Consider the following 26,024-nt stretch of genomic DNA (forward strand, 5'->3'; position numbering starts at 1 on the left):
ATAAAACGTTAGGGGAAACGGAAATTCATTTTTCATTTCCATTATAGCAAAGGCGGTATTTTTATCCAGTCTTTTCCGCAGCAAATCCTCTCTTTTTCATGAAGACCGCCAATTTGCATACAATCTTGTTGCGCCACATCAGAAAAGCCGTCTGCAAATATGTTCAGACAACATAAATCAGCGTAAAATCAAGCCGTCCCCTGTCATTATTCCCGTTTGGAGAAATCATGTTTTTCGACCGTATCGAAGCCGCCCCAGCCGACCCGATTTTAGGCTTGGGAGAAGCATTTAAAGCCGAAACACGCACCGAAAAAGTCAACCTCGGTATCGGCGTATACAAAGACGCCTCCGGCGCAACCCCCATCGTCAAAGCCGTAAAAGAAGCAGAAAAACGCCTGCTGGAAAGCGAAACCACCAAAAACTACCTCACCATCGACGGCGTAGCCGAATACAATGCCCAAACGCAAATCCTGCTCTTCGGCGCAAACCACGAAATCATTACCAGCAAGCGCGCCAAAACCGCACAAAGCCTCGGCGGTACCGGCGCATTGCGTATCGCCTTAGAATTTGCCAAACGCCAAGCAGGCGCCCAAACCGTTTGGATTTCCAACCCCACTTGGCCGAACCACAACGCAATTTGCAAAGCAGTCGGCCTTACTGACAAACCCTACCGCTACTACAATGCCGGCAATCACGGCCTCGACTGGAGCGGCATGATTGAAGACTTGGCACAAGCACAAAAAGGCGATGTCGTATTGTTGCACGGCTGCTGCCACAACCCCACCGGCATCGACCCCACTCCCGAACAATGGGAAACCTTGGCAAAAATGTCCGCAGAAAAAGGCTGGCTGCCACTGTTTGACTTCGCCTACCAAGGTTTTGCCAAAGGTTTGGAAGAAGACGCAATCGGCCTTCGCACCTTCCTGAAATACAACCGCGAACTGCTGATTGCCAGCTCTTACTCCAAAAACTTCGGCATGTACAACGAACGCGTCGGCGCATTCACACTGGTGGCCGACAATGCCGAAACCGCCGAACGCGCCCACAGCCAAGTAAAAGGCATTATCCGCACACTGTACTCCAACCCCGCCAGCCACGGCGCTGCAACCATCGCACTGGTATTGAAAGACGAAGCCCTGAAAGCACAATGGATTGCCGAGTTGGACGAAATGCGCGAGCGCATCCAAACCATGCGCCACCGCTTGGTTGCATTACTGAAAGAAAAAGGCGCAACACAAAACTTCGACTTTATCATCGAACAAAACGGCATGTTCTCCTTTAGCGGCCTAACCCCCGAACAAGTCGACCGCCTGAAAAACGAATTTGCCATCTACGCCGTACGCTCCGGCCGCATCAACGTTGCAGGCATTACCGCCGACAACATCGACTATTTGTGCGAAAGCATCGTAAAAGTGCTGTAAACCGATACGAAAGATAAAAGGCCGTCTGCAAATATTTGCAGACGGCCTTTTTATACTGGCAACACCTATCTTTAGCAATCAAATTCAGGCCGTCTGTAAAATCATCTGTTTTCCCTCTGTTCATAATAAGAAATGGTGGTTGTCCGGCACTGTTTTTGCCAAATCCCGGCCGCTTCCCATATTGCCGCTCCTTTGACGCTTTTGGCTGCGCGCACCATAACCCCGGCCAGAAAGCCGGTGGGCATCGGCCGCATGGATTTCAACAAACCTACGGCATTAAGCGCATTCAGAATTTTGGCTGCCCACACTTCGCCCATACGGTCACTTCCCTGCCGCAGCAGCAAAGGCGGGCGCAGAATCAGCAGATTTTCAAATGCCAATGCGCCAACTGCTTCTTCAAGCTGCCCTTTCATGCGGAAGTAAAAGGTTTTCGCCCCCGGCGATGCATAACCTGCAGACACCAAAACCAATGTGTTCACGCCGTTGCTCTTGGCGGCTTGGGCAAAGGCCAGCTGCCCTTCATAATCTACCTGCCATTGCGCTTCTTTGCTGCCGGCCGTTTTCAAGGTCGTACCCAAGCAGGAAAACAATACGTCGCCGTACACAAGGTGCGTATAGTTTTTTTCATCTTCAAAATCCACTATATTCACGCGCAGCTTTTCATGGGTGATGCCCGCTTCACGGCGGACAAAAATATCCACCTGCGTCTAATCCGGATCCGCCAGCAAGCGTGCCAGCACATCGCGCCCCGTCGCGCCGGTTGCTCCGATTAGAAGTGCCTTCATTTTGATTCCTTTTCCGATTGTTCAAAAAAAAGGCCGTCTGTAAAATATTTACAGACGGCCTTTTTGCTTTATATGCCAATCAAACCTTATTCGGCAGCAGGTGCTTCCAGCAAGGCTTTGATAGACAGGCGTACGCGGCCGCGGTCGTCTACTTCCAAGGCTTTCACTTTGACGGCTTGGCCGACTTGCAGGTAGTCGCTGACGTTTTTCACGCGCTCGTGGGCGATTTGGCTGATGTGTACCAAGCCGTCTTTGCCCGGCATTACGGATACAATCGCGCCGACATTGTTGTCCAGCAATTTGATGACCGTGCCTTCATAGACTTTGCCCACTTCCACTTCGGCCGTAATCTGCTCGATACGGGCTTTGGCGGCATCACCTGCCTCTTGGGTTGTGGCGGCGATGGTGATGGTGCCGTCTTCGGCGATGTTGATTTCGGTACCGGTTTCGGCGGTAATGGCGCGGATGGTTTCGCCGCCTTTACCGATGACATCGCGGATTTTGTCTTGGTTGATTTTCATGGTAAACAGGCGCGGTGCGTGAGCAGACAGCTCTTGCGGGCCGGATACCGCTTCCTGCATTTGTGCCAAGATGTGCAGACGGGCTTCTTTGGCTTGTGCCAAAGCGATTTGCATGATGTCTTTGGTGATGCCTTGGATTTTAATATCCATTTGCAGCGCGGTTACACCTTCGGTGGTACCCGCCACTTTGAAGTCCATATCGCCCAAATGGTCCTCGTCGCCCAAAATGTCGGTCAATACGGCGAATTTGTTGTTGTCCAGAATCAAGCCCATGGCGATACCGGCAACGTGTGCTTTCAACGGCACACCGGCAGACAGGAGGCTCAAGCAGCCGCCGCACACTGAAGCCATTGAAGATGAGCCGTTGGACTCGGTGATTTCGGAAACCACACGCATGGTATAGCTGAAGTCTTCCGGAGACGGCAAAACGGCCAGCAATGCGCGTTTTGCCAAACGGCCGTGACCGATTTCGCGGCGTTTCGGCGCACCCATACGGCCGCACTCGCCGGTAGAATACGGAGGGAAATTGTAGTGCAGCATGAAGCGGTCGGTATATTCGCCGCTCAATGCGTCAATAATTTGCTCGTCGCGGGACGTGCCCAAAGTGGCTACGGCCAAGGCTTGGGTTTCGCCACGGGTAAACAGGGCGGAACCGTGGGTACGCGGCAATACGCCGGTTTGGATGTTCAGCGGGCGCACGGTGCGGGTGTCGCGGCCGTCGATACGCGGCTGGCCGTCCAAAATTTGGCTGCGGACGACATCGGCTTCCAGATGTTTGAAAATGCCTTTGATTTCGTTGGCCGCCAGCGTTTCGGTTTCCTCGGTAATCAAGGCTTCTTTTACAGCCGCCCAAGCCTCGTCCAGCTTGGCGGTACGCGCTTGTTTTTGGCGGATTTTGAACGCTTCGGCAATTTTCGCTCCGGCGATTTCGCGCACTTTGCCCACCAATTCCTCATTGGTTTCCGGTGCTTTCCAATCCCATACTTCGGGATTCACTTCATCGGCAAATTCGTTGATGGCATTGATGGCGGCCTGCATTTTGTCATGACCGTACACCACCGCGCCCAACATCACGTCTTCCGGCAGAATGTCGGCTTCGGACTCCACCATCAGCACGGCTTTGGCCGTACCGGCAACCACCAAATCCAAGCGGGATTCGGCCAATTGCGCCTTAGTCGGGTTCAAAACGTATTCGCCGTTTACATAACCCACGCGTGCGGCACCAATCGGGCCGGCAAACGGTACGCCGCTCAACACCAGCGCGGCAGACGCACCCAGCATGGCAGGAATATCAGAATCGATTTCGGGATCGACGGATACCACCATGGCGACGATTTGGATATCGTGGTAGAAACCTTCCGGAAACAGCGGACGGATCGGACGGTCGATCAGGCGGCTGGTCAGAATTTCTTTTTCGCTTTGCTTGCCTTCGCGTTTGAAGAAGCCGCCGGGAATCTTACCCGCAGCATAGGTACGCTCCAGATAGTCTACGGTCAGCGGGAAGAAATCCTGCCCTTCTTTGACTTCTTTATTGGCGGTAACGGCGACCAGCACCACGGTATCGCCCATGGATACTTTCACTGCGGCAGCGGCCTGACGGGCGATTTCGCCGGTTTCCAAAGTAACGGTTTGGTTGCCGTATTGGAAGGTTTTGACGTGTTTGTCAAACATGAATATTCCTTTCGGTTTTGCCGCACCGCTAAAACGCTAATAATGCACACTTATCAATGGAATGTGCATGGTTAGGGTTTCAGGGTGTGCGGCAGGGTTAAAATTTGCAGACGGCCTAAAGCCACCTAACCGCTGATTATAACGGTAAACCGTATCTGAATCCATATGAAAATGAGCATTATCAACGAGAAAAGGCCGTCTGCAAAATATTTTGCAGACGGCCTTTTTCGCAAGGATTTACTTGTCCCCGACTTCCAAAATCGCCAAAAACGCGCTTTGCGGGATTTCCACATTGCCCACTTGTTTCATGCGTTTTTTACCGGCTTTTTGTTTTTCAAGAAGTTTTTTCTTACGCGTGATGTCGCCGCCGTAACATTTCGCCAATACGTTTTTGCGCAGGGCTTTGACGTTTTCGCGGGCGATGATTTGTCCGCCGATGGCGGCCTGTACCGCAATGTCAAACATTTGGCGCGGAATCAGTTCGCGCATTTTGGATGCCAGCTCGCGGCCGCGGTGTACCGAAGTTTGGCGGTGGACAATCAGGCTCAGCGCATCGACTTTTTCGCCGTTGACCATGATGTCGAGTTTCACCAAATCAGACGGCTGGAATTCTTTAAACTCGTAGTCTAAAGAAGCATAGCCGCGCGAGGTGGACTTGAGTTTGTCGAAGAAATCCATCACCACTTCGTTCATCGGCAAATCGTAGGTCAGCATCACTTGGCGGCCCATATACTGCATATTCACCTGCACGCCGCGTTTTTGGTTGCACAATGTCATCACATTGCCCACATATTCCTGCGGCACCAGAATCGTAGCGGTGATAATCGGCTCGAGAATGGTTTCGATGCTGCCGATATCGGGCAGCTTCGACGGATTTTCCACTTCGATTTTTTCGCCTGATTTCAACACCACTTCATACACCACCGTCGGCGCGGTGGTAATCAGATCCATATCGAATTCGCGCTCGAGCCGCTCCTGAACAATCTCCAAATGCAGCAAGCCCAAGAAGCCGCAGCGGAAACCGAAGCCCAAGGCTTGCGATACTTCCGGCTCGAATTTCAAGGCCGCATCGTTGAGTTGCAGCTTTTCCAAGGCATCGCGCAGATTTTCGTAGTCGTGGCTTTCCACCGGATACAGTCCGGCGAATACTTGCGACTGCACTTCTTTAAAGCCTGCCAGCGGCGCATCGGCCGGGTTGGCGGCCAAAGTAACGGTATCGCCGACTTTGGCTTGTCCCAACTCTTTCACGCCGGTAATCAAAAAGCCTACTTCGCCTGCCGAAAGCTGCTGCTTCTGCACGGATTTCGGGGTAAAGATACCCAACTGCTCCACTTGCGTTTCGGCTTTGGTGGCCATAAAACGCACTTTGTCTTTCAGCTTGATGGTGCCGTTTTTCACGCGGATCAGCATCACCACGCCGACGTAATTGTCAAACCACGAATCAATAATCACCGCCTGCAACGGCGCGTTTTCATCACCTTCCGGCGCAGGCACTTTGGCGACGATTTCTTCCAATACGTCTTCCACACCCATGCCCGACTTGGCGGAACACGTTACCGCGCCGACAGCATCAATGCCGATAATATCCTCAATTTCCTGCGACACACGGTCCGGGTCGGCAGCGGGCAGGTCGATTTTATTCAACACCGGCACCACCTCCACGCCCAAATCAATTGCAGTGTAGCAGTTTGCCACCGTCTGCGCTTCCACACCCTGCGAAGCATCGACCACCAGCAACGCGCCTTCGCAAGCGGAAAGCGAGCGGGATACTTCGTAAGAAAAGTCAACGTGTCCGGGCGTATCAATCAGGTTCAACTGATAAACCTCACCGTTGCGCGCTTTGTAGTTCAAAGCGGCGGTTTGCGCCTTAATGGTAATGCCGCGCTCTTTTTCGATGTCCATCGAATCCAGCACCTGCGTACTCATCTCGCGCAAATCCAAGCCGCCGCAATATTGGATAAAGCGGTCGGCCAGCGTGGACTTTCCGTGGTCGATGTGGGCGATAATGGAGAAATTTCGGATATTTTTCATGTATTGGCAACAAGTATAAAAAATAATCGTGAAATGCCGTCTGTAAAATCGATGCCTGACGATGCGGAATCATTTTGCAGACGGCATTTAGCATAAAACAGTTAACCTGTCATTCTAGCTGAAAAACCATATTTTGCATATTATTGTTTGTCGGGGGCAGCCGTGCCGCCACTATACCGCTGCGACAATATCCATAACCATGCGTGCAGAAGCGGTTGCTGCCGTCTGCAAAAAAGTCTCGAAACTGATGTCCGCTTTTTCGTCCGCCGAGTCGGATACCGCACGAATCACCACAAACGGTACATTTAGTTGGTAACAGGTTTGGGCGATTGCCGCCGCTTCCATTTCCACCGCCTGCACTCCTTCGAAACGGCTGCGGATTGCCGCAACCTTATCGCTGCTGCTGACAAACTGATCACCGCTGACAATCAGGCCGTCTGCAACTGCCGCGCCTTCAAAGGCTTTGGCCGCCGATTTTGCTGCGGCCACCAGTTTTTCATTGCTCTCAAACACAGCCGGAAGTTGCGGTACCTGTCCCCAAACATAGCCGAACGCCGTCACATCGACATCATGATGTGCCACTGCCGTACCGACCACCACATCGCCGACCTTCAAACCTTTTGCCAAGCCGCCCGCGCTGCCCGTATTGATGACCGCATCCGGCGAAAACTCCCTGATTACCCAAGCCGTCGCCACCGCCGCATTGACCTTGCCGATACCGCTGAGCGCCAGCACCACGCGCTTGCCGGACAGCTTGCCTTCATACGCTGCAAACTTCCCAAACGATAACGGGCAAACATCTTCCATGGCCGCTTTCAACAATTCGATTTCCTGCTCCATCGCGCCGATAACGGCGATTGTCTGCACAGTCATTCCCTATCCTTTCCGTGTTTGAATATTTCAATAGCCGCCATTATATCCGCAAAAGCCGTCTGTAAAACACGTCCCGCCGAGAGGTTTTAGCTGCCGCATTTTGCAGACGGCATGATTTTGCCCGTCGGACTGCGTATTTCCGACCAAACGGCTCAACTATCCACGCAAATTCTGCTAAAATAATGCGCTGCAATATAAAATACAGATTCAAAGGGCACACATCATGGCACTTCTGCAAATTTCCGAACCCGGCATGTCTGCCGCCCCCCACCAACACCGCCTTGCCGTCGGTATCGATTTGGGTACGACCAACAGCCTTGTAGCCACCGTGAAAAGCGGCAGCGCGGTTTGCTTGCCCGATGAAAAAGGCCGCAAGACCCTGCCTTCTGTCGTACGCTACGGCAGCGGCGGCGAAATCGAAGTGGGTGCGGACGCTCTGAAAGCGCAGAAAATCGATCCCCAAAACACCGTCAGCTCCGCCAAACGCCTCATTGGCCGGACTTTGGCGGATTTGCAGCAAGCAAGCCATTATCTGCCTTACCGTTTCGGCGAAAACGAGCGTGTCATCGAGCTGCATACCCGCCAAGGGGCGAAAACGCCGATTGAAGTGTCTGCCGAAATTCTGAAAACCTTGAAAAACCGTGCGGAAGCCAGTTTGGGCGGAGCGTTGGTCGGTGCGGTCATTACCGTTCCCGCCTATTTCGACGATGCACAACGCCAAGCCACCAAAGATGCGGCGCGTCTGGCAGGATTGAACGTATTGCGCCTTTTGAACGAACCGACTGCCGCCGCGATTGCCTACGGATTGGACAATGCCTCCGAAGGTACGTTTGTCGTATATGATTTGGGCGGCGGTACGTTTGACGTATCGGTATTGCAGCTCACCAAAGGCTTGTTTGAAGTTAAGGCAACCGGCGGCAACAGCGCACTGGGAGGAGACGACTTCGACCACCGTCTGTTCTGCCATTTGCTCGAACAAAACAAACTGTCGCAACTGAACGAACAAGACAGCCAACTGTTGCTTGCTTTGACCCGCTCCGCCAAAGAAGCACTCACCACCGAAACCAGCACCGCCGTCCGCGCAACACTTTCAGACGGCAAAATCGTGGATACCGTGATTACTCGGCAGGAATTTCACAATCTGACCCAGCATTTGGTATTAAAAACCATCGAACCGGTCAAGCAGGCATTGAAAGATGCCGGCATCAGCAAAGCCGATGTCAACGGCGTGATTATGGTCGGCGGCTCAACCCGTATGCTGCACGTTCAGCAAACCGTCGGTACATTCTTCGGTCAAACACCGCTGAACAACCTCAATCCCGACGAAGTGGTCGCGCTCGGCGCAGCCATGCAGGCCGATGTCCTTGCCGGCAATAAAGCAGACGGCGAATGGCTGCTGCTCGACGTTACCCCGCTTTCACTCGGTTTGGAAACTTACGGCGGCTTGGCGGAAAAAGTCATTCCGCGCAATTCCACGCTGCCGACCTCCCGCGCACAGGAATTTACCACCTTTAAGGACGGTCAAACTGCCATGACCATTCATGTGGTTCAAGGCGAACGCGAACTGGTGTCCGACTGTCGCAGCCTTGCCAAATTCACCTTGCGCGGCATTCCGCCGATGGCAGCCGGCGCGGCGCGTATCCGGGTAACCTTCCAAGTCGATGCAGACGGCCTGCTGTCTGTATCCGCACAAGAGCAAAGCACCGGCGTTCAAGCCCAAATCGAGGTCAAACCTTCCTACGGCCTTGATGACGACACCATCACCCAAATGCTGAAAGACGGCATGAGCAATGCGGCGGAAGACATGGCCGCCCGCGCCCGTGCCGAGGCCGCAGTAGAAGCGGAAAGCCTGCTTGGTGCGATTGAAGCCGCGCTGGCATTGGACAGCGATTTACTGTCGGCAGACGAACTTTCCGCTATCCAAGCCGATACTGCCGCCTTACAAAGCCGTCTGCAAAACGGCAATGCCGAAGAAATCCGCGCCGCAGTATCCGCACTCGGTCGCAGTACGGACAACTTCGCCGCCAAGCGCATGAACCGCAATATCAAACGTGCGCTGGCCGGTCAAAGCGTAGACAACATCTGACAAACTGTTTGACATCATTTACAGACGGCTTCGCTTCATGATATGCCGTCTGCAAAACCGCCATTTGTTTTATAACCATATACATATAAAAGAGAACACACATGCCGAAAATTACCGTATTACCCCACGAAACCCTTTGCCCCGAAGGTTTGGTTATCAACGATGCCCCGCAAGGCGAAACCGTTTTAGACGTATTGCTCGACCACGACATCGATATCGACCACGCCTGTGAAAAATCCTGCGCCTGCACCACTTGCCATGTGATTATCCGCCAAGGCTTCGACAGCATGGTAGAGCCGACCGAATTGGAAGAAGACCTGCTCGACCAAGCATGGGGTTTGGAAGCAGATTCCCGCTTAAGCTGCCAAGCCGTCGTGGCCGGTGAAGATTTAATTGTGGAAATCCCCAAATACACCATCAACCACGCGCGTGAGCATTAATCTTTAAAATCGCTGCTTGATTTCAGCAGAACGCGTTTGAGAAGCGGCGGCTTGCGTGCCGACCTGCCCTGCATAAGGGGCATAGTCGGCCATACTGCCGCTCATTCTCCGTATTGCAGAAAGCGGTATGGCTTGATTTTGCCGTTTTAGCGATGGTCTGCTTCCTTTGTGTACAACTGCAGCTCGGATTGCATCATGCTGTTAGCATGTCAGAACAAGCAGTTGCGGTTATCGGTATCGACAACTGAAAAATGAGCGGCTTTAGCCGTCTGCAAATTCAGTCGCCGCCGCATCATTTTGCAGCACCGCCGCCCTGCTCTTACACCATATAGAGTATAGACAAACAGTAGCCATACAGAGCTAAATCCGTTACGGTGTCAAATCACCGCAAGCACAATCTGTGATACCGAAACCTGACAACTTAACCATCATACTTTGCCCCGTACCCTCAGACCCTTATTGGGCAACAATCCCCATCGTCAACTGTTTGCATTATTCTATCCACCACCCGACAAAGGAAATATCATGAAATGGACAGATACCCAACGCATTGCCGAAGAGCTGTTTGATTTGCACGGCGACAGCATCGACCCCAAAACCGTCCGCTTTACCCAACTGCGCGATTTGATTCTGGCCCTGCCGGATTTCGACGACGATCCCGCACGCTGCGGCGAGCGCATTCTGGAAGCGGTGCAGCAGGCATGGATTGAAGAAGCCGAATAAACGCTTACCATCTATCCGGTTCACCTCCGCAAGCCCTTGATACTCTGTCTTATCCTGCGGCTTTTATATCCGACACTGACTGTATCCATCAAGGCCGTCTGCAAATGCTCAAACAGCAAATCTGCTATTTCTGCAAAGCATTTTCAGACGGCATATTTTTATCGTACAATGTCCGTTCTACATACATCAAAATAAAGGAGAAATCATGAACCCGCGTAACCAACCTTCCCACAGCGTGCCTGAAGGCGAATTGTTGCTGCGTACCGTCGCCCGCTCCCGTGATACCAATGTCAACAACGATATTTTCGGCGGCTGGATTATGTCTCAAATGGATTTGGGCGGAGGCATTCTGGCGGCAGAAATCGCACAAGGCAGGATTGTTACCGTTGCCGTGGAGGAAATGAGCTTTATCCGTCCTGTACAAGTCAGCCATATCGTCAGCGTGTACGGGCGTTTTGTTAAAGTCGGCAATACTTCGCTGCAACTGAAAGTCGAAGTTTGGGTCAAGCCGTTTATTCCCAATCAAGAAGAAGACGGCCGTCTGGAACTGGTTACCGAAGCGGTATTTACCTATGTTGCCATCGATGACAACGGCCGCCCCCGCCCGATTCCGAAAACCAACAATCCTAAATTGGAAGAAGTATTAAAAGCCGTCTGCTAAACAAACGGCAAGCAGTTGCCGTATGGCTTCTGCTTGCCGGTCTGTATAGCCGTTTCATTCAGATTGAAACAAAACAGCAAGCCGAAGACAATACAGATTGCACGGCAAGATGCATAACGCTGAATCAAACCAAATTGGTACAAGTATAAAAAAACCGTCTGTTCTCTTAGACGGTTTTTTATAGTCGAATAAAATAAGAATGAGACAAGGCAGCGAAGCCGCAGACAGTACACATAGTACGGCAAGGAAAAGCAACGCTGTATCATTCTTATTTTAAATGACTATATGTTCTACCGATAAAAAACAGCAGCCATCGGGCTGCTGTTTTATTTGCCGAAACTTACAGACGGCTTTCCGGTTTGTCTTCCACAACATTCTGCTGCTGATTTTCAACAGGCTCTGCAGTACCGCCCGATACAGGCTCTTCCGATGCCGCACTATCCGCAGCCGCTTCAGCTTCCGAATCTTCGGTACGCAAATTATGGCTGTAATCTTTAGGAGGGCTGGGTTGCTTGCCTGCCATGATTTCCAGCACCTGATCGCGGTCGATGGTTTCCCAATCCATCAGTGCTTTACACATGGTTTCCATCTTATCGCGATTTTCATCTAAGATTTTGTAAGCAACCTGATACTGCTCGTCCAAAATACGGCGGACTTCTTCGTCTACTGCCTGCTGGGTTTTCTCGGCAATGTTTTGCGAACGGGTCACGCTGCGGCCCAAGAACACTTCACCTTCATTTTCAGCATACACCATCACGCCCATTTTATCGCTCATGCCGTAACGCGTTACCATATCGCGTGCGATTTGCGTGGCGCGCTCGAAATCGTTGGAGGCGCCGGTGGAAATACGTCCGACAAAAATATCTTCCGCAATACGGCCGCCGAACAGAATAGAGAGCTGGCTCAACATTTGGTCTTTATACATGCTGATACGGTCGCGCTCCGGAAGCTGCCAAGTCAAGCCCAGCGCACGACCGCGCGGCATGATGGTTACTTTATGTACCGGATCGGTAAACGGCAGACTTTCGGCTACGATGGCATGACCTGCCTCGTGGTAAGCCGTGGCACGTTTCTCGTCTTCGTGCATAACCATGCTGCGGCGCTCAGGGCCCATGTAGATTTTATCTTTGGCATCTTCAAAGTCGCTTTGATCGACTTTGATTTTATTGCGGCGGCCGGCAAACAAAGCAGCTTCGTTCACCAAGTTTGCCAAATCCGCACCGGAAAAGCCCGGCGTACCGCGCGCCAAAGAAGTCAAATCTACTGATTCGTCCAAAGGCACTTTTTTCGCATGTACTTTTAAAATTTGTTCGCGGCCGCGGATATCCGGCAGCGGCACCACTACTTGGCGGTCAAAACGGCCCGGACGCTGCAAGGCAGGGTCAAGGACATCAGGACGGTTGGTTGCGGCAATCACAATTACGGTTTGATTGCTTTCAAAGCCGTCCATCTCCACCAAAAGCTGGTTCAACGTCTGCTCGCGCTCATCGTTGCCGCCGCCCAAACCGGCACCGCGTTGACGACCCACCGCATCGATTTCATCAATGAAAATGATACACGGAGAATTTTTCTTCGCCTGCTCGAACATATCGCGCACACGGCTGGCACCCACACCGACAAACATTTCCACAAAATCAGAACCGGAAATGCTGAAGAACGGTACGCCCGCTTCGCCTGCAATCGCTTTGGCCAGCAGCGTTTTACCCGTACCCGGGCTGCCTGCCAGCAGAATACCGCGCGGCACGCGTCCGCCGAGGCTTTGGTAGCGGTTCGGCGCTTTCAGGTAATCAACGATTTCCTGCACTTCTTCTTTGGCTTCATCACATCCGGCAACATCGGCAAAAGTTACTTTATTGGCATCTTTATCCAACAGTTTGGCACGGCTTTTGCCGAAAGAAAACGCCCCGCCTTTTCCGCCGCCTCCGCTTTGCATACGCATGAAGTAAAACCACGCGCCAATCAGCAGCAATACCGGCAGCAGGCTGAAAAACAGGCTGCCGAGCATACTCGGTTTTTCTTCGGGCGTTACTTTCACGCGCACGTTTTTATCCAGCAAGGTTTTAATCAGATTATCATCGAGCGGCGCATTGGTAAAAAACGCGCTCTCATCGGTACGCTCGCCTTTAATCAGATAACCGCTGACCACCGAACCCTCGATATTGACGCTGGCAATCTCGCCATTGTTTACCTGTTGGACAAACTGCGAATATTCGATTTGCTGTTTGTCTTCCTGCTTGTTGCCGAGCGCATTAAACGCTGCCATCAACGCAACGCCCAACACGACCCAAACCAAGATGTGTTTAATGGTATTCCCCACTGAACAGGCACTCCATAGATTAAAAATAAATGAAAGAAACGATTGTAAAACACGCTGCCTGTATTGTCAGCGTTTATTTTTACCCAATAAATAAATCTCACTGGAACGATTGCGCGAAGCCTCGGGCTTGCGCGTTTGCACCACTGCAAAGATTTCGCGCATGGCTGCCATATACTCCTGATAACCTGCGCCTTGGAAAACCTTAACCAAAAAATTCCCGCCCTGCTTCAAGTGATTGGCGGCAAAATCCAATGCCAGCTCGCACAAATAAAAGCTGCGCGCCTGATCGGTTACGGCGTTACCCGACATATTGGGTGCCATGTCGCAAATTACAAGGTCTAGCGGACGCTTATCAAGCAAAGACTCAAACTCCACCAACACCCCGTCTTCACGAAAATCGCCTTGAATAAACGACACACCGTCGATTTCCTCCATCGGCAGGATATCCAAGGCAAATACCGCCCCGTTTTTCCCCGTCAGCTTGGCCGCCACCTGCGACCAGCTTCCGGGCGCGCTGCCCAAATCGGCCAATACCGTACCGGGCTTAATCAACTTGTCTTTCTCATTGATTTCCAAAAGTTTGTAAGCCGCCCGCGCCCGATAACCTTCTTTTTGCGCCAAATGCACATAATGGTCATTGACATGTTCGTTGAGCCACGCTTTGGAAGATTTGGAACGTACCGCCATGCCGTATTCCTGCCCAAGTAAAATCAAATGCCTGCTATTGTACGTTATTTTGCGCCGATTTTCTGCTAAATCACACAAACAGCCGTTTATTTTTAGCAATCACTATCCGCACAAGCCGTCTGTAAAACTCCTTCCGCATAGTCCTTTCGCTTTATGCCGTTTTGCAGACGGCCTCATGCTGCTCAAAATCTAAAAATCCGCACCAAATTTGATGTATAATGCCCGATTATTATTATTTTCTATCAAACAGTAAGACATGACCGACAACACTCTCAGCACCAAAGAAATTTTGGCACTCAAAGCCCGCGCCCACCACCTCCACCCGGTAGTCATGGTCGGTCAGCAAGGATTAACCGACTCCGTGATTAAAGAAACCGATGCTGCGCTGACCGCGCACGAGCTGATTAAAGTCCGCGTATTCGGTGATGACCGCGCCGAGCGTATCGAAATCTGCAACGCCCTGTGCGAAGCAGTAGATGCCCAACTGGTACAACACATCGGCAAACTGTTGGTATTGTGGCGTAAAAACCTTGAAGCCTGATGGCGTTTGAAACACTGAAAGGCCGTCTGCAAAACCGCACCATGTTGTTTTGCAGACGGCCTTTTTGCATCACTTGCGCTCCCAATCCGGACTTACAACTTAAGACCTTTGCAAAAACAGGAAACAAAGCAAAACTGATTGCAAAGGCAGGTTGGACACCGCCTGAAAATTAAATACCCTGAAAGTGACCACTTCAAAAAAGCTCAAACAAACGGGCGGATGTATAGTCGAATAAAATAAGAATGAGACAAGGCAGCGAAGCCGCAGACAGTACACATAGTACGGCAAGGCAAAGCAACGATGTATCATTCTTATTTTAAATGACTATAAAACCTGCCCCTGCCAGCCCTTGTCATGAATTTTGCAAAAGCCCCGGCTTTTCCAAACTCAAGCAACAATTAATCAATACCATTCGGTTTCAATCTATCCCGATATCCAGACACACAATCTCACCGCACAAAGTCTTGCCGCGCTTGGTGAAGTGTGCAGGCTTGTATGCGGCAAAGGTATAAGTCACATCGGCACAAAATGCGTCCTTATCCGCCGTACCGCTGTCGCAATCCAAGCCGGTGGGAATGTCCAACGCCACTTTCAGGCCGTCTGCAAAATTGAGCCGGCGGCAGACGGCGGCGGTATGCTCGGGCAATGCCCCGCTGAAACCCGTACCGAAAATACCTTCTACCACCACATCATAGCCCCGTGTCAAACGGTTTTCCGCCTCGTTCCAATCAATCAGGCAAACAGACGGCAAATCTTTCAGACGGCCTAAATTCAATGCGGCCAATTCAGAAAGCGTATTGCCTGCTGCCAACACCACATCCGCCATCCAACCGTGTGCCTGCAACACCCTCGCCATCACCAGTGCGTCGCCGCCGTTATTGCCTTTGCCGCACACCATCAGCACGCGCCCCGGCTGCGGACGGCGTTGCAGCAAATCCGCCGCCGCCGCATGTCCGGCGTTTTCCATCAGCTGTTCAAACGTCGTGCCTTTATCTACGGCCATTTGCTCGTGTTCGCGCATTTGCGCGGCAGTATAGGTTTTCATAAACGAATCCTCAATTCAAAAGGCCGTCTGAACAGGTTTGCCAAAATCTTTGATTTTGTTTCCATGTTCAGACGGCCTTTCATTTGTCAATACAGTCATTTGACACAGAATGGCACGGCGTTTCCGTGCTTTGCTCGAAGAGGAGGCACGATTAAACTGCTGAAGCAGCAAGTCCGCCGACCCGTGCTGTTTTGTATGCGGCCTTACTGCCTTGCCTCATGCCGTGTTATCCGACTATCAATGAATTATGCCAACGCTTGCAGCAGCTTGTCGTGAATGCCGCCGAAGCCGCCGTTGCTCATCACCAGAATCTGGTCTCCTTCCCGTGCGCGGCCTGCGATTTCCGCGACAAACGCATCAAAGTCCCCGCCCACATGCAACTTATCGCCCAGCGGCTCCAGCGCACCGGCCACATCCCAATCCACGCCGCCGGCGTAGCAGAAAACGTAATCGGCCTCTTGCAGGCTTTGCGGCAGCGCGGCTTTCATGGTGCCGAGCTTCATGGTGTTGGAACGCGGCTCCAATACCGCCAGAATCCGCGCATTGCCGACTTTTTGGCGCAATCCGGCGATGGTGGTTCCAATGGCGGTGGGATGGTGGGCGAAGTCGTCGTAAACAGTGATGCCGTTGGCCGTGCCTTTGATTTCCATGCGGCGTTTGACGTTTTTAAACGCACCCAAGGCTTCGCAGGCCGTCTGAACATCCACACCGGCATGGCGGGCAGCGGCAATCACCGCCAGCGCGTTCATGCGGTTGTGTTCGCCGAGCAGTTCCCATTCGACATGACCGGCCGGCACGCCTTTGAAATGTACGTCGAAACCGCCCGCTTCGTTGACATTCTCAATCTGCCAGCCCGCTTGGTTGCCGAACCACTCAATCGGTGTCCAACAGCCTTTGTCCAAGGTTTCGTGCAACGGCTCGGCGCGGCCGTTGGCGACAACCAGCCCTTCGGACGGCACGGTGCGCACCAAATGGTGGAACTGGGTTTGAATCGCCGCCAAATCGGGGAAAATGTCGGCATGGTCGTATTCCAAATTGTTCAAAACCGCCGTGCGCGGACGGTAGTGTACGAATTTGCTGCGTTTGTCGAAAAACGCGGTGTCGTATTCGTCGGCCTCGATAACGAAAAACGGCGATTTGCTGTGCGGATCCTGACGCGGCGTTTGCGGCAGGCGGGCGGACACGCTGAAATTCTGCGGCACGCCGCCAATCAGAAAGCCCGGCGCGAGTCCCGCATATTCCAACACCCAAGCCAGCATGGAGGCAGTGGTGGTTTTACCGTGCGTACCCGCCACGCCCAGCACCCAATGGTGGTGCAGCACGTTCTCCGCCAGCCATTGCGGGCCGGAAATATACGGCAGGCCGCGGTTTAAAATCGCTTCAACCACATCCATGCCGCGCTTGGCGACATTGCCGATAACATAAACGTCGGCTTGGTATTGCGCCAACTGCGCGGCATCGAAACCTTCGTGTACATCAATGCCCAAGGCTTCGAGCTGGGTGCTCATCGGCGGATACATCTTGGCATCGCAGCCGCTGACTTTAAATCCCGCCTCCTTGGCAATGGCGGCAATCCCGCCCATAAACGTACCGCCGATACCGATAATGTGGATGTGTTTCATGATGAAATATAATCTTCAAATAAAGAAAAAACGTTCTCATTATAGCTGAATTTGATACGATGGATAAAAGGCCGTCTGCAAATGGGCGTATAATTGCCCGTGTCTTACTGAAAACGCATCAAAAGGAAAAAGTTCATGGATATGATTAAAACCCGTGCCGCCGTTGCTTGGGCACCCAACGAACCGTTGAAAATCGAAGAACTGGATTTAATGCCGCCGCAAAAAGGCGAAGTGCTGGTGCGTATCGTCGCCACCGGCGTATGCCATACCGATGCCTATACCTTGAGCGGCCAAGACAGCGAAGGCGTGTTTCCGTGCGTATTGGGGCATGAAGGCGCAGGGATTGTCGAGGCGGTCGGCGAAGGCGTAACCGATTTCCAAGTGGGCGACCATGTGATTCCTCTTTACACCGCCGAATGCGGAAAATGTAAATTCTGTACTTCGGGCAAAACCAATCTCTGTTCGTCAGTCCGCGCCACACAGGGCAAAGGCTTGATGCCCGACGGCACGGTACGTTTTTTCAAAGACGGCCAGCCGATTTACCACTATATGGGCTGCTCCACCTTCTCCGAGTACACCGTCGTTGCCGAAGTTTCACTGGCGAAAATCCAGCCGGAAGCCGACTTGAAAGAAGTCTGCCTGCTCGGTTGCGGCGTAACCACCGGCATGGGCGCAGTCATGAATACGGCCAAAGTCAAACGCGGCGACACCGTAGCCATCTTCGGTTTGGGCGGCATCGGCTTGGCTGCGGTTATCGGCGCGAGAATGAGCGGTGCAAGCCGCATTATCGGTATCGACACCAATCCCTCCAAATTCGCTTTGGCGGAAAAACTCGGCGCAACCGATTTCGTCAATCCGAAAGACTTTGCCAAACCGATTCAGGAAGTCATCATCGACATGACCGACGGCGGCGTGGATTACTCGTTTGAATGTATCGGCAACGTAGAAGTCATGCGTGCCGCGCTCGAGTGCTGCCACAAAGGTTGGGGAGAAAGCATCATTATCGGCGTTGCACCTGCCGGAGCGGAAATTTCCACCCGTCCGTTCCAGCTCGTTACCGGCCGCGTTTGGCGCGGATCGGCATTCGGCGGGGTAAAAGGCCGCAGCGAGTTGCCGGGCATTATCGACCAATATATGCGCGGCGAATTTGCGCTCAGCGATTTCATCACCCACACCATGCCGCTGGAAGAAATCAACACCGCATTTGATTTGATGCACGAAGGCAAATCCATTCGCAGCGTGATTCATTATTAAGCCTGATTCAAGCATATCATCTGCCTCAAGCCGTCTGCAAAACACCTGCCCGTTTTGCAGACGGCCTTTTCCGATATAATGTCCCATTTGCACCGGCAAGGAAGCCTGTTATGGATATGATGACTTTCACCAATTACCTGCTGCTGGGTTTGTGCGTTTTCACCATGCTGCTGGTCTGGTCACGCAACTGGAAACGCAAGCAGGCTTATTACGAAAAAATCAAAAGCAATCCCGACAACATACGCTGGGTCAAACAAAATCTTTCCGGCGTAGACTGGCGCGATTTGAAAACCGTCAGCGAGCGTTTCCAACTGCCCTTATTGCAGGCAAAGCAATTGATTGATTACTGCAAAACGCAAAACCGTCCCTAACGCCGCCCGATACATCAACATTACAGCACGGCAAGGCAAACTTATCCGCCATACGGGCGCCGGTTGCTTGCGGCAAACGCCCGAATGCCGTCTGTATATTGCCTCTGCACCCGATTTGCAGACGGCCTTGCGATAAAATGCCAAGCAGCGGGCAAAGCTGTTAAAATAACCGAAACCGAACCGGCGGCGCGGCAACACGGATTGTCAAACGGCTTCCCATACGCCGTCTTCGGCTGCCGCTTCGCCGTACCGTTTCCCCGATTGACGAGAAATACTTATGAATCCCTTGATGACCGATTTCCAAACACCCGCGCAACGCACGCCCGTGATTGTCGCGCTGGATTTTGCCAACGAACAAGACACCCTCGGCTTCGTGCGTACCCTCGATCCCGGCCTGTGCCAGCTCAAAATCGGTAAAGAACTGTTTACCGCCACCGGCCGAAATTTGGCGGAAAAGCTGATTAATCAAGGCTTCAAGCTGTTTCTCGATTTAAAATACCACGACATTCCCAATACCGTTGCCCAAGCCTGCAAGGTGGCGGCAGACATGGGCGTGTGGATGGTGGATATGCACACCTGCGGCGGTCGGCGCATGATGGAAGCCGCTGCCGAAGCCGTTGCCAACCATACCGCAAAACCCCTGCTGATCGGGGTAACGGTATTGACCAGCATGGAGCAGCACGAGCTGGCCGAAACCGGTATCGATACCCCCATTGAAGAGCAGGTATTGCGCTTGGCAACGCTGGCGCAAAATTCAGGCTTGGACGGCGTAGTTTGCTCTGCTTTGGAAGCCGCACCGCTGCGCCGCAATCTGGGCAATGAGTTTGTACTGGTTACTCCGGGCATCCGCTTGGACATCGCCGGCAATAATGACGACCAACGCCGCATCATGACACCTGCCGAAGCATTGGCTGCCGGTTCGACTTATTTGGTTATGGGCCGTCCTGTTACCCAAGCAGCCGATCCGATTGCCGTGTTGCGCGAAGTCAACCGGGTCGCCAATGCCTGATTTGCAGACGGCCTGCCGCCCGTTTCGGCAAGCCGCCCGCTTTTCCTGCATTTTCCGCTGCGCCCTGCAAATGCCCCGAACCGCCCGAATGGTTTCGTTGAACACAACTCCATAAACCATTCCATGCCGTCTGCAAATTTTTTACGGAACTTCTTATGTTTGCCAATCTGACTTCCGAACAACTCAAATCCCGTTTCGCCGGCGCGCGCGTATTGGTGGTGGGCGATGTCATGCTCGACCGCTATTGGTTTGGCGATGTCAGCCGCATTTCCCCCGAAGCCCCCGTACCGGTGGCAAAAATCAACCAAATCGACCAACGTGCGGGCGGTGCGGCAAATGTGGCGCGCAATATCGCCGCGTTGGGCGGCAAGCAGGATTGCTGTCGGTAACCGGCAACGACGAAGCCGCCGATGCGCTGGACACGCTGATGGTGCAAGACGGCGTGGCTTCTTATCTGATGCGCGACAGCAAAATCTCCACAACCGTCAAACTCCGCGTTGTCGCCCGCAACCAGCAGCTTATCCGCTTGGACTTTGAAGAAACGCCAAATCATGAAGTTTTGGAGCAAGTCAAAGAGCAATACCGTACGATACTGCACGATTACGACGTGGTGATTTTCTCCGATTACGGCAAAGGCGGGCTGACCCACATCGCCCGCATGATTGATTGGGCCAAACACGAAGGCAAGCCGGTATTGATCGACCCCAAAGGCGACGATTACGAAAAATATGCAGGGGCAACGCTGATTACTCCGAACCGTGCCGAATTGAAAGAAGTTGTCGGCAGTTGGAAAAACGAAGCCGAACTCACGGAAAAAGCCCAATCGCTGCGCCGCCATTTGGAGTTGGAGTCTATCCTGCTGACCCGCAGCGAGGAAGGCATGACCCTGTTCGGCTCGGGCGAACCCCGCCACCAAGCCACCCGCGCGCAGGAAGTTTATGATGTTTCCGGTGCGGGCGATACGGTTATCGCCGGTATGGGCTTGTCCATGGCCGCCGGCTTTACCCTGCCGGAAGCCATGCACTTGGCCAACACCGCCGCCGGTGTCGTGGTAGCAAAACTGGGCACGGCAGTCTGCTCGTTTGACGAATTAGATAAAGCATTGGCAGAACAATAAAAGCGGCAGCGGCGGTACAACCGCTCCGTTCAGCCATTTGCAGACGGCCTGAAACGGATATTATGCCGTCTGTATTTTGGCTCTGCCGCGTTCTGCCGCTCCCCTCTTCACAAGCCGCCTGAATTTCTGCAATCCGCATATCCAAGATTGTGCAGACGGTTCAAACCACAAGGAAGCAAGAATATGACCATTATCGTTACCGGAGCCGCCGGTTTTATCGGCAGCAACATTGTCAAAGCCTTAAACCAACGCGGCATTACCGATATTGTTGCGGTAGACAACCTTTCCAAAGGCGAAAAATTCAAAAATCTTGCCGAATGCGATATTGCCCATTATCTCGACAAACAGGAATTTATCCGCCAAGTACGCACCCATGAGCTGCCTTATGACAATATCCGTGCGGTATTTCATCAGGGTGCCTGCTCGGATACCATGAACCATGACGGTCTGTATATGATGGAAAACAATTACCAATATACGCTGGATTTGTTCGACTGGTGTCAAGACGAGCGCATTCCCTTTCTGTATGCCTCCAGCGCGGCGGTATACGGCAAAGGAGAAGTTTTCCAAGAAACCCGCGAATTGGAAAAACCGCTCAATGTGTACGGCTATTCCAAATTCCTCTTCGACCAAGTATTGCGCCGCCGCATGGAAGAAGGTCTGACTGCCCAAGCCGTCGGTTTCCGCTATTTCAATGTTTATGGCCAAATGGAGCAGCACAAAGGCCGCATGGCTTCAGTTGCTTTCCACCATTTCCACCAATACCGCGAAAATGGTTATGTCAACCTGTTCGGCGCAAACGACGGTTATGCAGACGGCGAGCAAACCCGTGATTTTGTCAGCGTGGAAGATGTGGCGAAAGTCAATCTGTTTTTCTTCGACCACCCTGAATTGTCGGGCATTTTCAACTTGGGTACGGGACGCAGCCAGCAGTTTAACGAACTCGCCGCCGCCACCGTTAACGCTTGCCGTGCCGCCGAGGGTCAGCCGGAAATGAGCTTGGAAGAGCTGGTGCGTGAAGAATTAATCCGCTATATTCCCTTCCCGGACGCGCTCAAAGGCAAATATCAGAGCTTTACCCAAGCCGATATTACCAAACTGCGCGAAGCCGGATATACCGAAGAATTTTTCGATGTCAAACAAGGCGTCAGCCGCTATGTCGAATGGATGCTGAAAAATTTGGTTTAACACCCAATTGATGCAGTCTGAAGATATGGCATAAAGCCGTGGCAATGCCGTATCACACCTCATTGACACGGCTATATTCCGATATAGTCGAATAAAATAAGAATGAGACAAGGCAGCGAAGCCGCAGACAGTACACATAGTACGACAAGGCAAAGCAACGCTGTATCATTCTTATTTTAAATGACTATAAAAGGCCGTCTGCAAATTTCGGACATAAACATACCGATGATTTGCAGACGGCCTTTTATCGCCATTTGATACGGAATGATACAGCCTTGCTGCACCTCGCTTAAAAAGAAGCCTGACCAAGCGGCGCTTGCAAGTGTATCGGCTTGTGTTGCCTGCACCTGCGGCTTTTCTGCCTGATATGATGTTGCGTAATCCGACCCTATTCTTTCAGCGCGACAGTTTTTCGATTTGCTCCACCCTGTCTTTGGTAAGCGGATGTGTGCTTAATATTTGCGCCGCACCGTTTTGTTCTTGCCCGTGCGAAGCCTCCAGCCGCTGCAACAAGGCCGACAGATGTGCGGTATCGACACTCAACCGCTTCAACTCTCGGGCGGCATAACGGTCGGCTTCCAATTCAAACGACTGCGAATATCGGGCAGACACCAGCAACACCGGCACATTACTCAACAAATCACCCGCTTCGCCGCTTACCGCCAGCAAAAATACACCGAGCCCGATGCCCCGCAAGCCCTGCTGTATGCTGTGGCGGTGGTACAAATGCCCCTGCTCATGCGCCAGCACCGCTAAGATTTCCCAATCGTCTCGGGCAAGATTTACCAATTCGTCTGTTAAAACAATCGTATTGTTCGGTATCGCCAGCGCGTTTGCCCCGATGACATTGCCCTGCCGGAACAGCAATTTGGCAGGGTTTTCCGGTTTCAAGGTCTGATAATACAAATCCGACACCGCCTGCTGTCTGGCTTTATCCAAACGGCTTTCGCCGGTCATGCGGACAACCAATTCTTCCGCCTGCCCGCCAATTCCGGCCAAAGTCTGTTCGGGCAGTTGGCGCGCAACATAATAGGCCGCCGTCGGAATACCCCATTGAAATACGGAAAAGGCTACCGCAATTACTGTAACCAGCCCGACAAGCACCCATTTCCAACTTTTTTCAAACCGCCCCACCTGATGCAGCATGGCTTTGTTTTTCAATGGCAGCCAAGCCGGAACATCAGTTGAAAGAAACTCAATCCGCGCCTCATCGGGCAGTTCCAGCGCGGGAAGCACATTCCCCACCGCAGCCACATAATCCGCCTCTTCCCAGCGGTAACAGCGTGTTCCGCCTTCGTAGCGCACCTCCAACATACCGCCGTTCCGATGCAATACCGCCCGATGCGGGATATTCTGCCGCCCGTCGTAATACCGTACCTCAATGCTGTCAGCCATATTCCTGCTTTCGGATTACTCGTCAATCAAAGGGAAATATCAATATCGAACACATCGGAAATTTCTTCACCGATACTGTGCGGATTATCCTGCGCCAAACTCAGCAAATCCTGAGGGCTGTCATACAACCCCACCATCATCGAAGCCGACTGATAACGGTACAGGCGAACCAAGGCCCACGGCCGCAACAAGCCCAAACTCAAAACCGTAACAATATAATTGCTGAACTTAATCCACGCATAGGTAAACGGGTTTAAATCCGTTGAAATAAGGTTGTTGCCGAGCGTAACATTCTGCCAAGTTGCCTGAAACAGATAACCTTGGGTAAGCGGCACAAAAAGTCCCAACATCACCACATACACCAAAGTCATCATCAAGCCGAACGCCGCATACAGCGTATTGCCGGCCTCGCCGTCTGCAAAACGCTCCACGCCGCCGACAAACACGCCCAGCATACCGATGAGCAACACCACAACCATCATCACCAAATACGGCAGAATCACCGCCTTATAAAACGAACCCACGCCCGATCTCAAATGAAGCGGCAAGTTACCCAAACGCAAATGATTAATTTGATAAGATTTAAACCAGTACAACGCCAGCGGATACAGCAAGCCGAAGCTGAACACCGTAACCAGCAGGCATTTGATAAACAGCCAATACGTTCCGCCCACGCCCGCAGAGAAATAAAAACGGCTGTTACCGTATTTGCTGTTGCGCGCCCGAAAGCGCATGGTCGAGCGCACCAGCCACGGCATGATGAGAAAAAACACCGCCCACGCCGCCAGCGAATAAACCGGATCGAGCTGCGACAATACCGAAACGGCAACAAACAGCAGCACCGCAATAATCCGCCCGATTAAAATCCGCGACGGCAGCGCCGTAAAATCAAACCGCTCCCCTGCCAATTCCGTATTCCCGTAAAAATAGCGCAGGTTTCTCACCTTTGCCCACGGGGAATAAAAAGACAACGTAATAATGCTCAAAAACAGATTAACAATCCAAATCTTGAAATATTCGGTGCTGTTGCCGTAAAACGAAAAGCGCAACATTCTGATACCGTTTATCTCACTATCCGGCACACCCTGCTGCGGCACGGTTTCAGTTTGCAGGCGTAAATCTTGCATATGCTGGTCCTACCCGGTTACAGTTTCATCAAAACAATCTTCCGAAAATGATACGGTCTGATAAGAATAACTGTCAACAACCCGCCTTTCCCGACAAAAGGCCGTCTGTAAAAATACAGACGGCCTGTATCGTTCATTCCAACAAAAACCATGAGGCATTCTCCTATCCTTTCCTGTCTGTCATACCGTTTTCCGCCTGTTTCCAGCTCCGTTGTCCGACTGTATAGAATAAAGGCCGTCTGCAAAATGATTTTGCAGACGGCCTTTCAATGGTTTGAGCCCGACATCAATACTTCAACACTTCGCCGGCTGCCGGCACGGCAACCTGTTGGCCCAAGCCCTTGGCTGCAACATAGCGGCGCATGTCTTTGCTGCTGACGGCTCCGTGGTTGGTCGCGTCCATATGCACGGCAATAATGGCGGATTGCGGCATGGTTTGCGCCATTTTTCCCACGTCTGCCGTACCCATAATCAAGCTGCCGCCGAAGCCCTGAACTTGGGCATAACCCGTATTCATGACCACAATTTGGGGCTTGAATACCTCCAGCGCATGATCAACCGCATGATTCCAAATGGTGTCACCGACGATATAAACGGTTTTCTCATTTGCCGCCTGCATCACCACACCCATCGCATCGCCCGCCAGCTCCGCCATCTTGGGCACGGCGTACATTTCGTCCGTACCATGCTGTCCGCCCTTAATGCGGGTCAGGCGTACTTTGTTGAACTCGGTATTTTTACCGACTACGCGCACATCTTGAAAACCTTGGCTGCGGATGGTTTTGGCATCGCCGGCATTCTGCACGAATACCGGCAGATTTTTCGGCATCAGCTCTTGGGCGGCTTTATCCCAATGGTCATCATGAGTATGGGTTACGATAACCGCGTCCACGCCTTTCACCACATCGGCAGCAGATGATTTCATCTCCACCATCGGGTTACGGAACCGGCTGTTGGGCGTACCTTCAAAACCCGCATATGCACCTTTGGGCGCAAGATAAGGGTCGATTAAAAAAGTCGTACCGCCGTATTCGATTTTGGCGGTAGCATTGCGGATATGCTGATAGCCGACTTCGGCCATCGCAGGCGCAGCGAAAACAAGGGCGAGCAGCGCGGCTGAGAGGTTTTTCTTCATATTC

General features: G+C 52.3%; 21 protein-coding genes and 1 pseudogene. 11 read left to right on the forward strand and 11 right to left on the reverse strand.

Going from position 1 to position 26,024, the window contains the following annotated elements; genetic code table 11:
- The first annotated feature begins 227 nt into the window (after positions 1-227).
- Positions 228-1,421, forward strand: a complete 1,194-nt coding sequence (locus EL111_RS06410; protein ID WP_123795378.1) for an amino acid aminotransferase — start codon at positions 228-230, stop codon at positions 1,419-1,421.
- A 101-nt stretch (positions 1,422-1,522) separates the two neighbouring features.
- On the opposite strand, the gene EL111_RS06415 is transcribed toward EL111_RS06410, so the two are convergent.
- From EL111_RS06415 to EL111_RS06430, 4 genes are all read right to left on the reverse strand, one after another.
- Positions 1,523-2,122, reverse strand: a complete 600-nt coding sequence (locus EL111_RS06415; protein WP_197717747.1) for a Rossmann-fold NAD(P)-binding domain-containing protein — start codon at positions 2,120-2,122, stop codon at positions 1,523-1,525.
- Between the two features lie 170 nt (positions 2,123-2,292).
- Positions 2,293-4,398, reverse strand: a complete 2,106-nt coding sequence (pnp, locus tag EL111_RS06420; protein ID WP_123795379.1) for a polyribonucleotide nucleotidyltransferase — start codon at positions 4,396-4,398, stop codon at positions 2,293-2,295.
- Between the two features lie 237 nt (positions 4,399-4,635).
- Positions 4,636-6,429 carry a translation elongation factor 4 gene (gene lepA / locus EL111_RS06425; protein WP_123795380.1) on the reverse strand — a complete coding sequence of 598 codons (1,794 nt, stop codon included), beginning with the start codon at positions 6,427-6,429 and terminating at the stop codon, positions 4,636-4,638.
- Between the two features lie 171 nt (positions 6,430-6,600).
- Complete coding sequence (locus EL111_RS06430) at positions 6,601-7,302, reverse strand: 5'-methylthioadenosine/adenosylhomocysteine nucleosidase (RefSeq protein ID WP_123795381.1); 702 nt, start codon at positions 7,300-7,302, stop codon at positions 6,601-6,603.
- Between the two features lie 223 nt (positions 7,303-7,525).
- On the opposite strand from EL111_RS06430, the gene hscA reads away from it, so the two are divergent.
- The 4 genes from hscA to yciA all read left to right on the forward strand — a co-directional run bounded on the left by hscA (position 7,526) and on the right by yciA (position 11,212).
- Positions 7,526-9,388, forward strand: coding sequence for a Fe-S protein assembly chaperone HscA (hscA, locus tag EL111_RS06435; protein WP_123795382.1), 1,863 nt, complete (start codon positions 7,526-7,528; stop codon positions 9,386-9,388).
- A gap of 101 nt (positions 9,389-9,489) precedes the next feature.
- Positions 9,490-9,828 (forward strand): ISC system 2Fe-2S type ferredoxin, encoded by a 339-nt coding sequence (fdx, locus tag EL111_RS06440; protein WP_123795383.1) that lies wholly within the window; start codon positions 9,490-9,492, stop codon positions 9,826-9,828.
- Between the two features lie 525 nt (positions 9,829-10,353).
- Positions 10,354-10,551: a Fe-S cluster assembly protein IscX gene (iscX, locus tag EL111_RS06445; RefSeq protein ID WP_123795384.1), complete on the forward strand. Its 198-nt coding sequence runs from the start codon at positions 10,354-10,356 to the stop codon at positions 10,549-10,551.
- A 205-nt stretch (positions 10,552-10,756) separates the two neighbouring features.
- A complete protein-coding gene (yciA, locus tag EL111_RS06450; protein WP_123795385.1) occupies positions 10,757-11,212 on the forward strand; it encodes an acyl-CoA thioester hydrolase YciA in 456 nt (151 codons plus the stop codon).
- Between the two features lie 340 nt (positions 11,213-11,552).
- Here yciA and ftsH read toward each other — a convergent pair whose 3' ends face one another.
- On the reverse strand, positions 11,553-13,529 hold the full coding sequence (gene ftsH, locus EL111_RS06455) for an ATP-dependent zinc metalloprotease FtsH (RefSeq protein WP_126325847.1): 1,977 nt from the start codon (positions 13,527-13,529) through the stop codon (positions 11,553-11,555).
- A gap of 66 nt (positions 13,530-13,595) precedes the next feature.
- A complete protein-coding gene (locus tag EL111_RS06460) occupies positions 13,596-14,216 on the reverse strand; it encodes an RlmE family RNA methyltransferase (RefSeq protein ID WP_123795387.1) in 621 nt (206 codons plus the stop codon).
- Between the two features lie 256 nt (positions 14,217-14,472).
- On the opposite strand from EL111_RS06460, the gene yhbY reads away from it, so the two are divergent.
- Positions 14,473-14,757 carry a ribosome assembly RNA-binding protein YhbY gene (gene yhbY / locus EL111_RS06465; RefSeq protein ID WP_123795388.1) on the forward strand — a complete coding sequence of 95 codons (285 nt, stop codon included), beginning with the start codon at positions 14,473-14,475 and terminating at the stop codon, positions 14,755-14,757.
- A 418-nt stretch (positions 14,758-15,175) separates the two neighbouring features.
- Here the strand turns inward: yhbY and EL111_RS06470 are convergent, their stop codons facing one another.
- Both EL111_RS06470 and mpl read right to left on the reverse strand, forming a co-directional pair.
- Positions 15,176-15,802, reverse strand: coding sequence for an NAD(P)H-hydrate epimerase (locus EL111_RS06470; RefSeq protein WP_123795389.1), 627 nt, complete (start codon positions 15,800-15,802; stop codon positions 15,176-15,178).
- Between the two features lie 245 nt (positions 15,803-16,047).
- Positions 16,048-17,424 carry a UDP-N-acetylmuramate:L-alanyl-gamma-D-glutamyl-meso-diaminopimelate ligase gene (gene mpl / locus EL111_RS06475; protein ID WP_123795390.1) on the reverse strand — a complete coding sequence of 459 codons (1,377 nt, stop codon included), beginning with the start codon at positions 17,422-17,424 and terminating at the stop codon, positions 16,048-16,050.
- Between the two features lie 135 nt (positions 17,425-17,559).
- Between mpl and EL111_RS06480 the strand changes: the two genes are divergently transcribed.
- The 5 genes and pseudogenes from EL111_RS06480 (at position 17,560) to rfaD (ending at position 22,363) form a co-directional block, all read left to right on the forward strand.
- Complete coding sequence (locus EL111_RS06480; protein ID WP_123795391.1) at positions 17,560-18,678, forward strand: S-(hydroxymethyl)glutathione dehydrogenase/class III alcohol dehydrogenase; 1,119 nt, start codon at positions 17,560-17,562, stop codon at positions 18,676-18,678.
- 110 nt (positions 18,679-18,788) lie between these two features.
- On the forward strand, positions 18,789-19,049 hold the full coding sequence (locus EL111_RS06485; protein WP_123795392.1) for a hypothetical protein: 261 nt from the start codon (positions 18,789-18,791) through the stop codon (positions 19,047-19,049).
- Positions 19,050-19,326: 277 nt separating this feature from the next.
- A complete protein-coding gene (pyrF, locus tag EL111_RS06490) occupies positions 19,327-20,058 on the forward strand; it encodes an orotidine-5'-phosphate decarboxylase (protein ID WP_123795393.1) in 732 nt (243 codons plus the stop codon).
- Positions 20,059-20,213: 155 nt separating this feature from the next.
- Positions 20,214-21,175 (forward strand): annotated as a pseudogene (gene rfaE1 / locus EL111_RS06495) (D-glycero-beta-D-manno-heptose-7-phosphate kinase).
- Between the two features lie 183 nt (positions 21,176-21,358).
- Entirely contained in the window at positions 21,359-22,363 is a 1,005-nt protein-coding gene (rfaD, locus tag EL111_RS06500; RefSeq protein ID WP_123795395.1) for an ADP-glyceromanno-heptose 6-epimerase, read from the forward strand.
- A 396-nt stretch (positions 22,364-22,759) separates the two neighbouring features.
- Here the strand turns inward: rfaD and EL111_RS06505 are convergent, their stop codons facing one another.
- The 3 genes from EL111_RS06505 to EL111_RS06515 form a co-directional block, all read right to left on the reverse strand.
- Entirely contained in the window at positions 22,760-23,758 is a 999-nt protein-coding gene (locus EL111_RS06505) for a M48 family metallopeptidase (protein ID WP_123795396.1), read from the reverse strand.
- Positions 23,759-23,784: 26 nt separating this feature from the next.
- Positions 23,785-24,885 (reverse strand): YjgN family protein, encoded by a 1,101-nt coding sequence (locus EL111_RS06510; protein WP_123795397.1) that lies wholly within the window; start codon positions 24,883-24,885, stop codon positions 23,785-23,787.
- Positions 24,886-25,171: 286 nt separating this feature from the next.
- Complete coding sequence (locus EL111_RS06515; protein ID WP_123795398.1) at positions 25,172-26,020, reverse strand: MBL fold metallo-hydrolase; 849 nt, start codon at positions 26,018-26,020, stop codon at positions 25,172-25,174.
- Between the last annotated feature and the right edge of the window lie 4 nt (positions 26,021-26,024).

The sequence above is a fragment of the Neisseria animalis genome, from assembly GCF_900636515.1.
Classification (GTDB): Bacteria; Pseudomonadota; Gammaproteobacteria; order Burkholderiales; family Neisseriaceae; genus Neisseria; species Neisseria animalis.

Excerpts from the sequence above, each read along its gene's own strand:
- EL111_RS06410 (WP_123795378.1), top strand. The coding sequence starts at position 228 with ATGTTTTTCGACCGTATCGAAGCCGCCCCAGCCGACCCGATTTTAGGC.
- pnp (WP_123795379.1), bottom strand. The coding sequence starts at position 4,398 with ATGTTTGACAAACACGTCAAAACCTTCCAATACGGCAACCAAACCGTT.
- lepA (WP_123795380.1), bottom strand. The coding sequence starts at position 6,429 with ATGAAAAATATCCGAAATTTCTCCATTATCGCCCACATCGACCACGGA.
- EL111_RS06430 (WP_123795381.1), bottom strand. The coding sequence starts at position 7,302 with ATGACTGTGCAGACAATCGCCGTTATCGGCGCGATGGAGCAGGAAATC.
- hscA (WP_123795382.1), top strand. The coding sequence starts at position 7,526 with ATGGCACTTCTGCAAATTTCCGAACCCGGCATGTCTGCCGCCCCCCAC.
- fdx (WP_123795383.1), top strand. The coding sequence starts at position 9,490 with ATGCCGAAAATTACCGTATTACCCCACGAAACCCTTTGCCCCGAAGGT.
- iscX (WP_123795384.1), top strand. The coding sequence starts at position 10,354 with ATGAAATGGACAGATACCCAACGCATTGCCGAAGAGCTGTTTGATTTG.
- yciA (WP_123795385.1), top strand. The coding sequence starts at position 10,757 with ATGAACCCGCGTAACCAACCTTCCCACAGCGTGCCTGAAGGCGAATTG.
- EL111_RS06460 (WP_123795387.1), bottom strand. The coding sequence starts at position 14,216 with ATGGCGGTACGTTCCAAATCTTCCAAAGCGTGGCTCAACGAACATGTC.
- yhbY (WP_123795388.1), top strand. The coding sequence starts at position 14,473 with ATGACCGACAACACTCTCAGCACCAAAGAAATTTTGGCACTCAAAGCC.
- EL111_RS06470 (WP_123795389.1), bottom strand. The coding sequence starts at position 15,802 with ATGAAAACCTATACTGCCGCGCAAATGCGCGAACACGAGCAAATGGCC.
- mpl (WP_123795390.1), bottom strand. The coding sequence starts at position 17,424 with ATGAAACACATCCACATTATCGGTATCGGCGGTACGTTTATGGGCGGG.
- EL111_RS06480 (WP_123795391.1), top strand. The coding sequence starts at position 17,560 with ATGGATATGATTAAAACCCGTGCCGCCGTTGCTTGGGCACCCAACGAA.
- EL111_RS06485 (WP_123795392.1), top strand. The coding sequence starts at position 18,789 with ATGGATATGATGACTTTCACCAATTACCTGCTGCTGGGTTTGTGCGTT.
- pyrF (WP_123795393.1), top strand. The coding sequence starts at position 19,327 with ATGAATCCCTTGATGACCGATTTCCAAACACCCGCGCAACGCACGCCC.
- rfaD (WP_123795395.1), top strand. The coding sequence starts at position 21,359 with ATGACCATTATCGTTACCGGAGCCGCCGGTTTTATCGGCAGCAACATT.
- EL111_RS06505 (WP_123795396.1), bottom strand. The coding sequence starts at position 23,758 with ATGGCTGACAGCATTGAGGTACGGTATTACGACGGGCGGCAGAATATC.
- EL111_RS06510 (WP_123795397.1), bottom strand. The coding sequence starts at position 24,885 with ATGCAAGATTTACGCCTGCAAACTGAAACCGTGCCGCAGCAGGGTGTG.
- EL111_RS06515 (WP_123795398.1), bottom strand. The coding sequence starts at position 26,020 with ATGAAGAAAAACCTCTCAGCCGCGCTGCTCGCCCTTGTTTTCGCTGCG.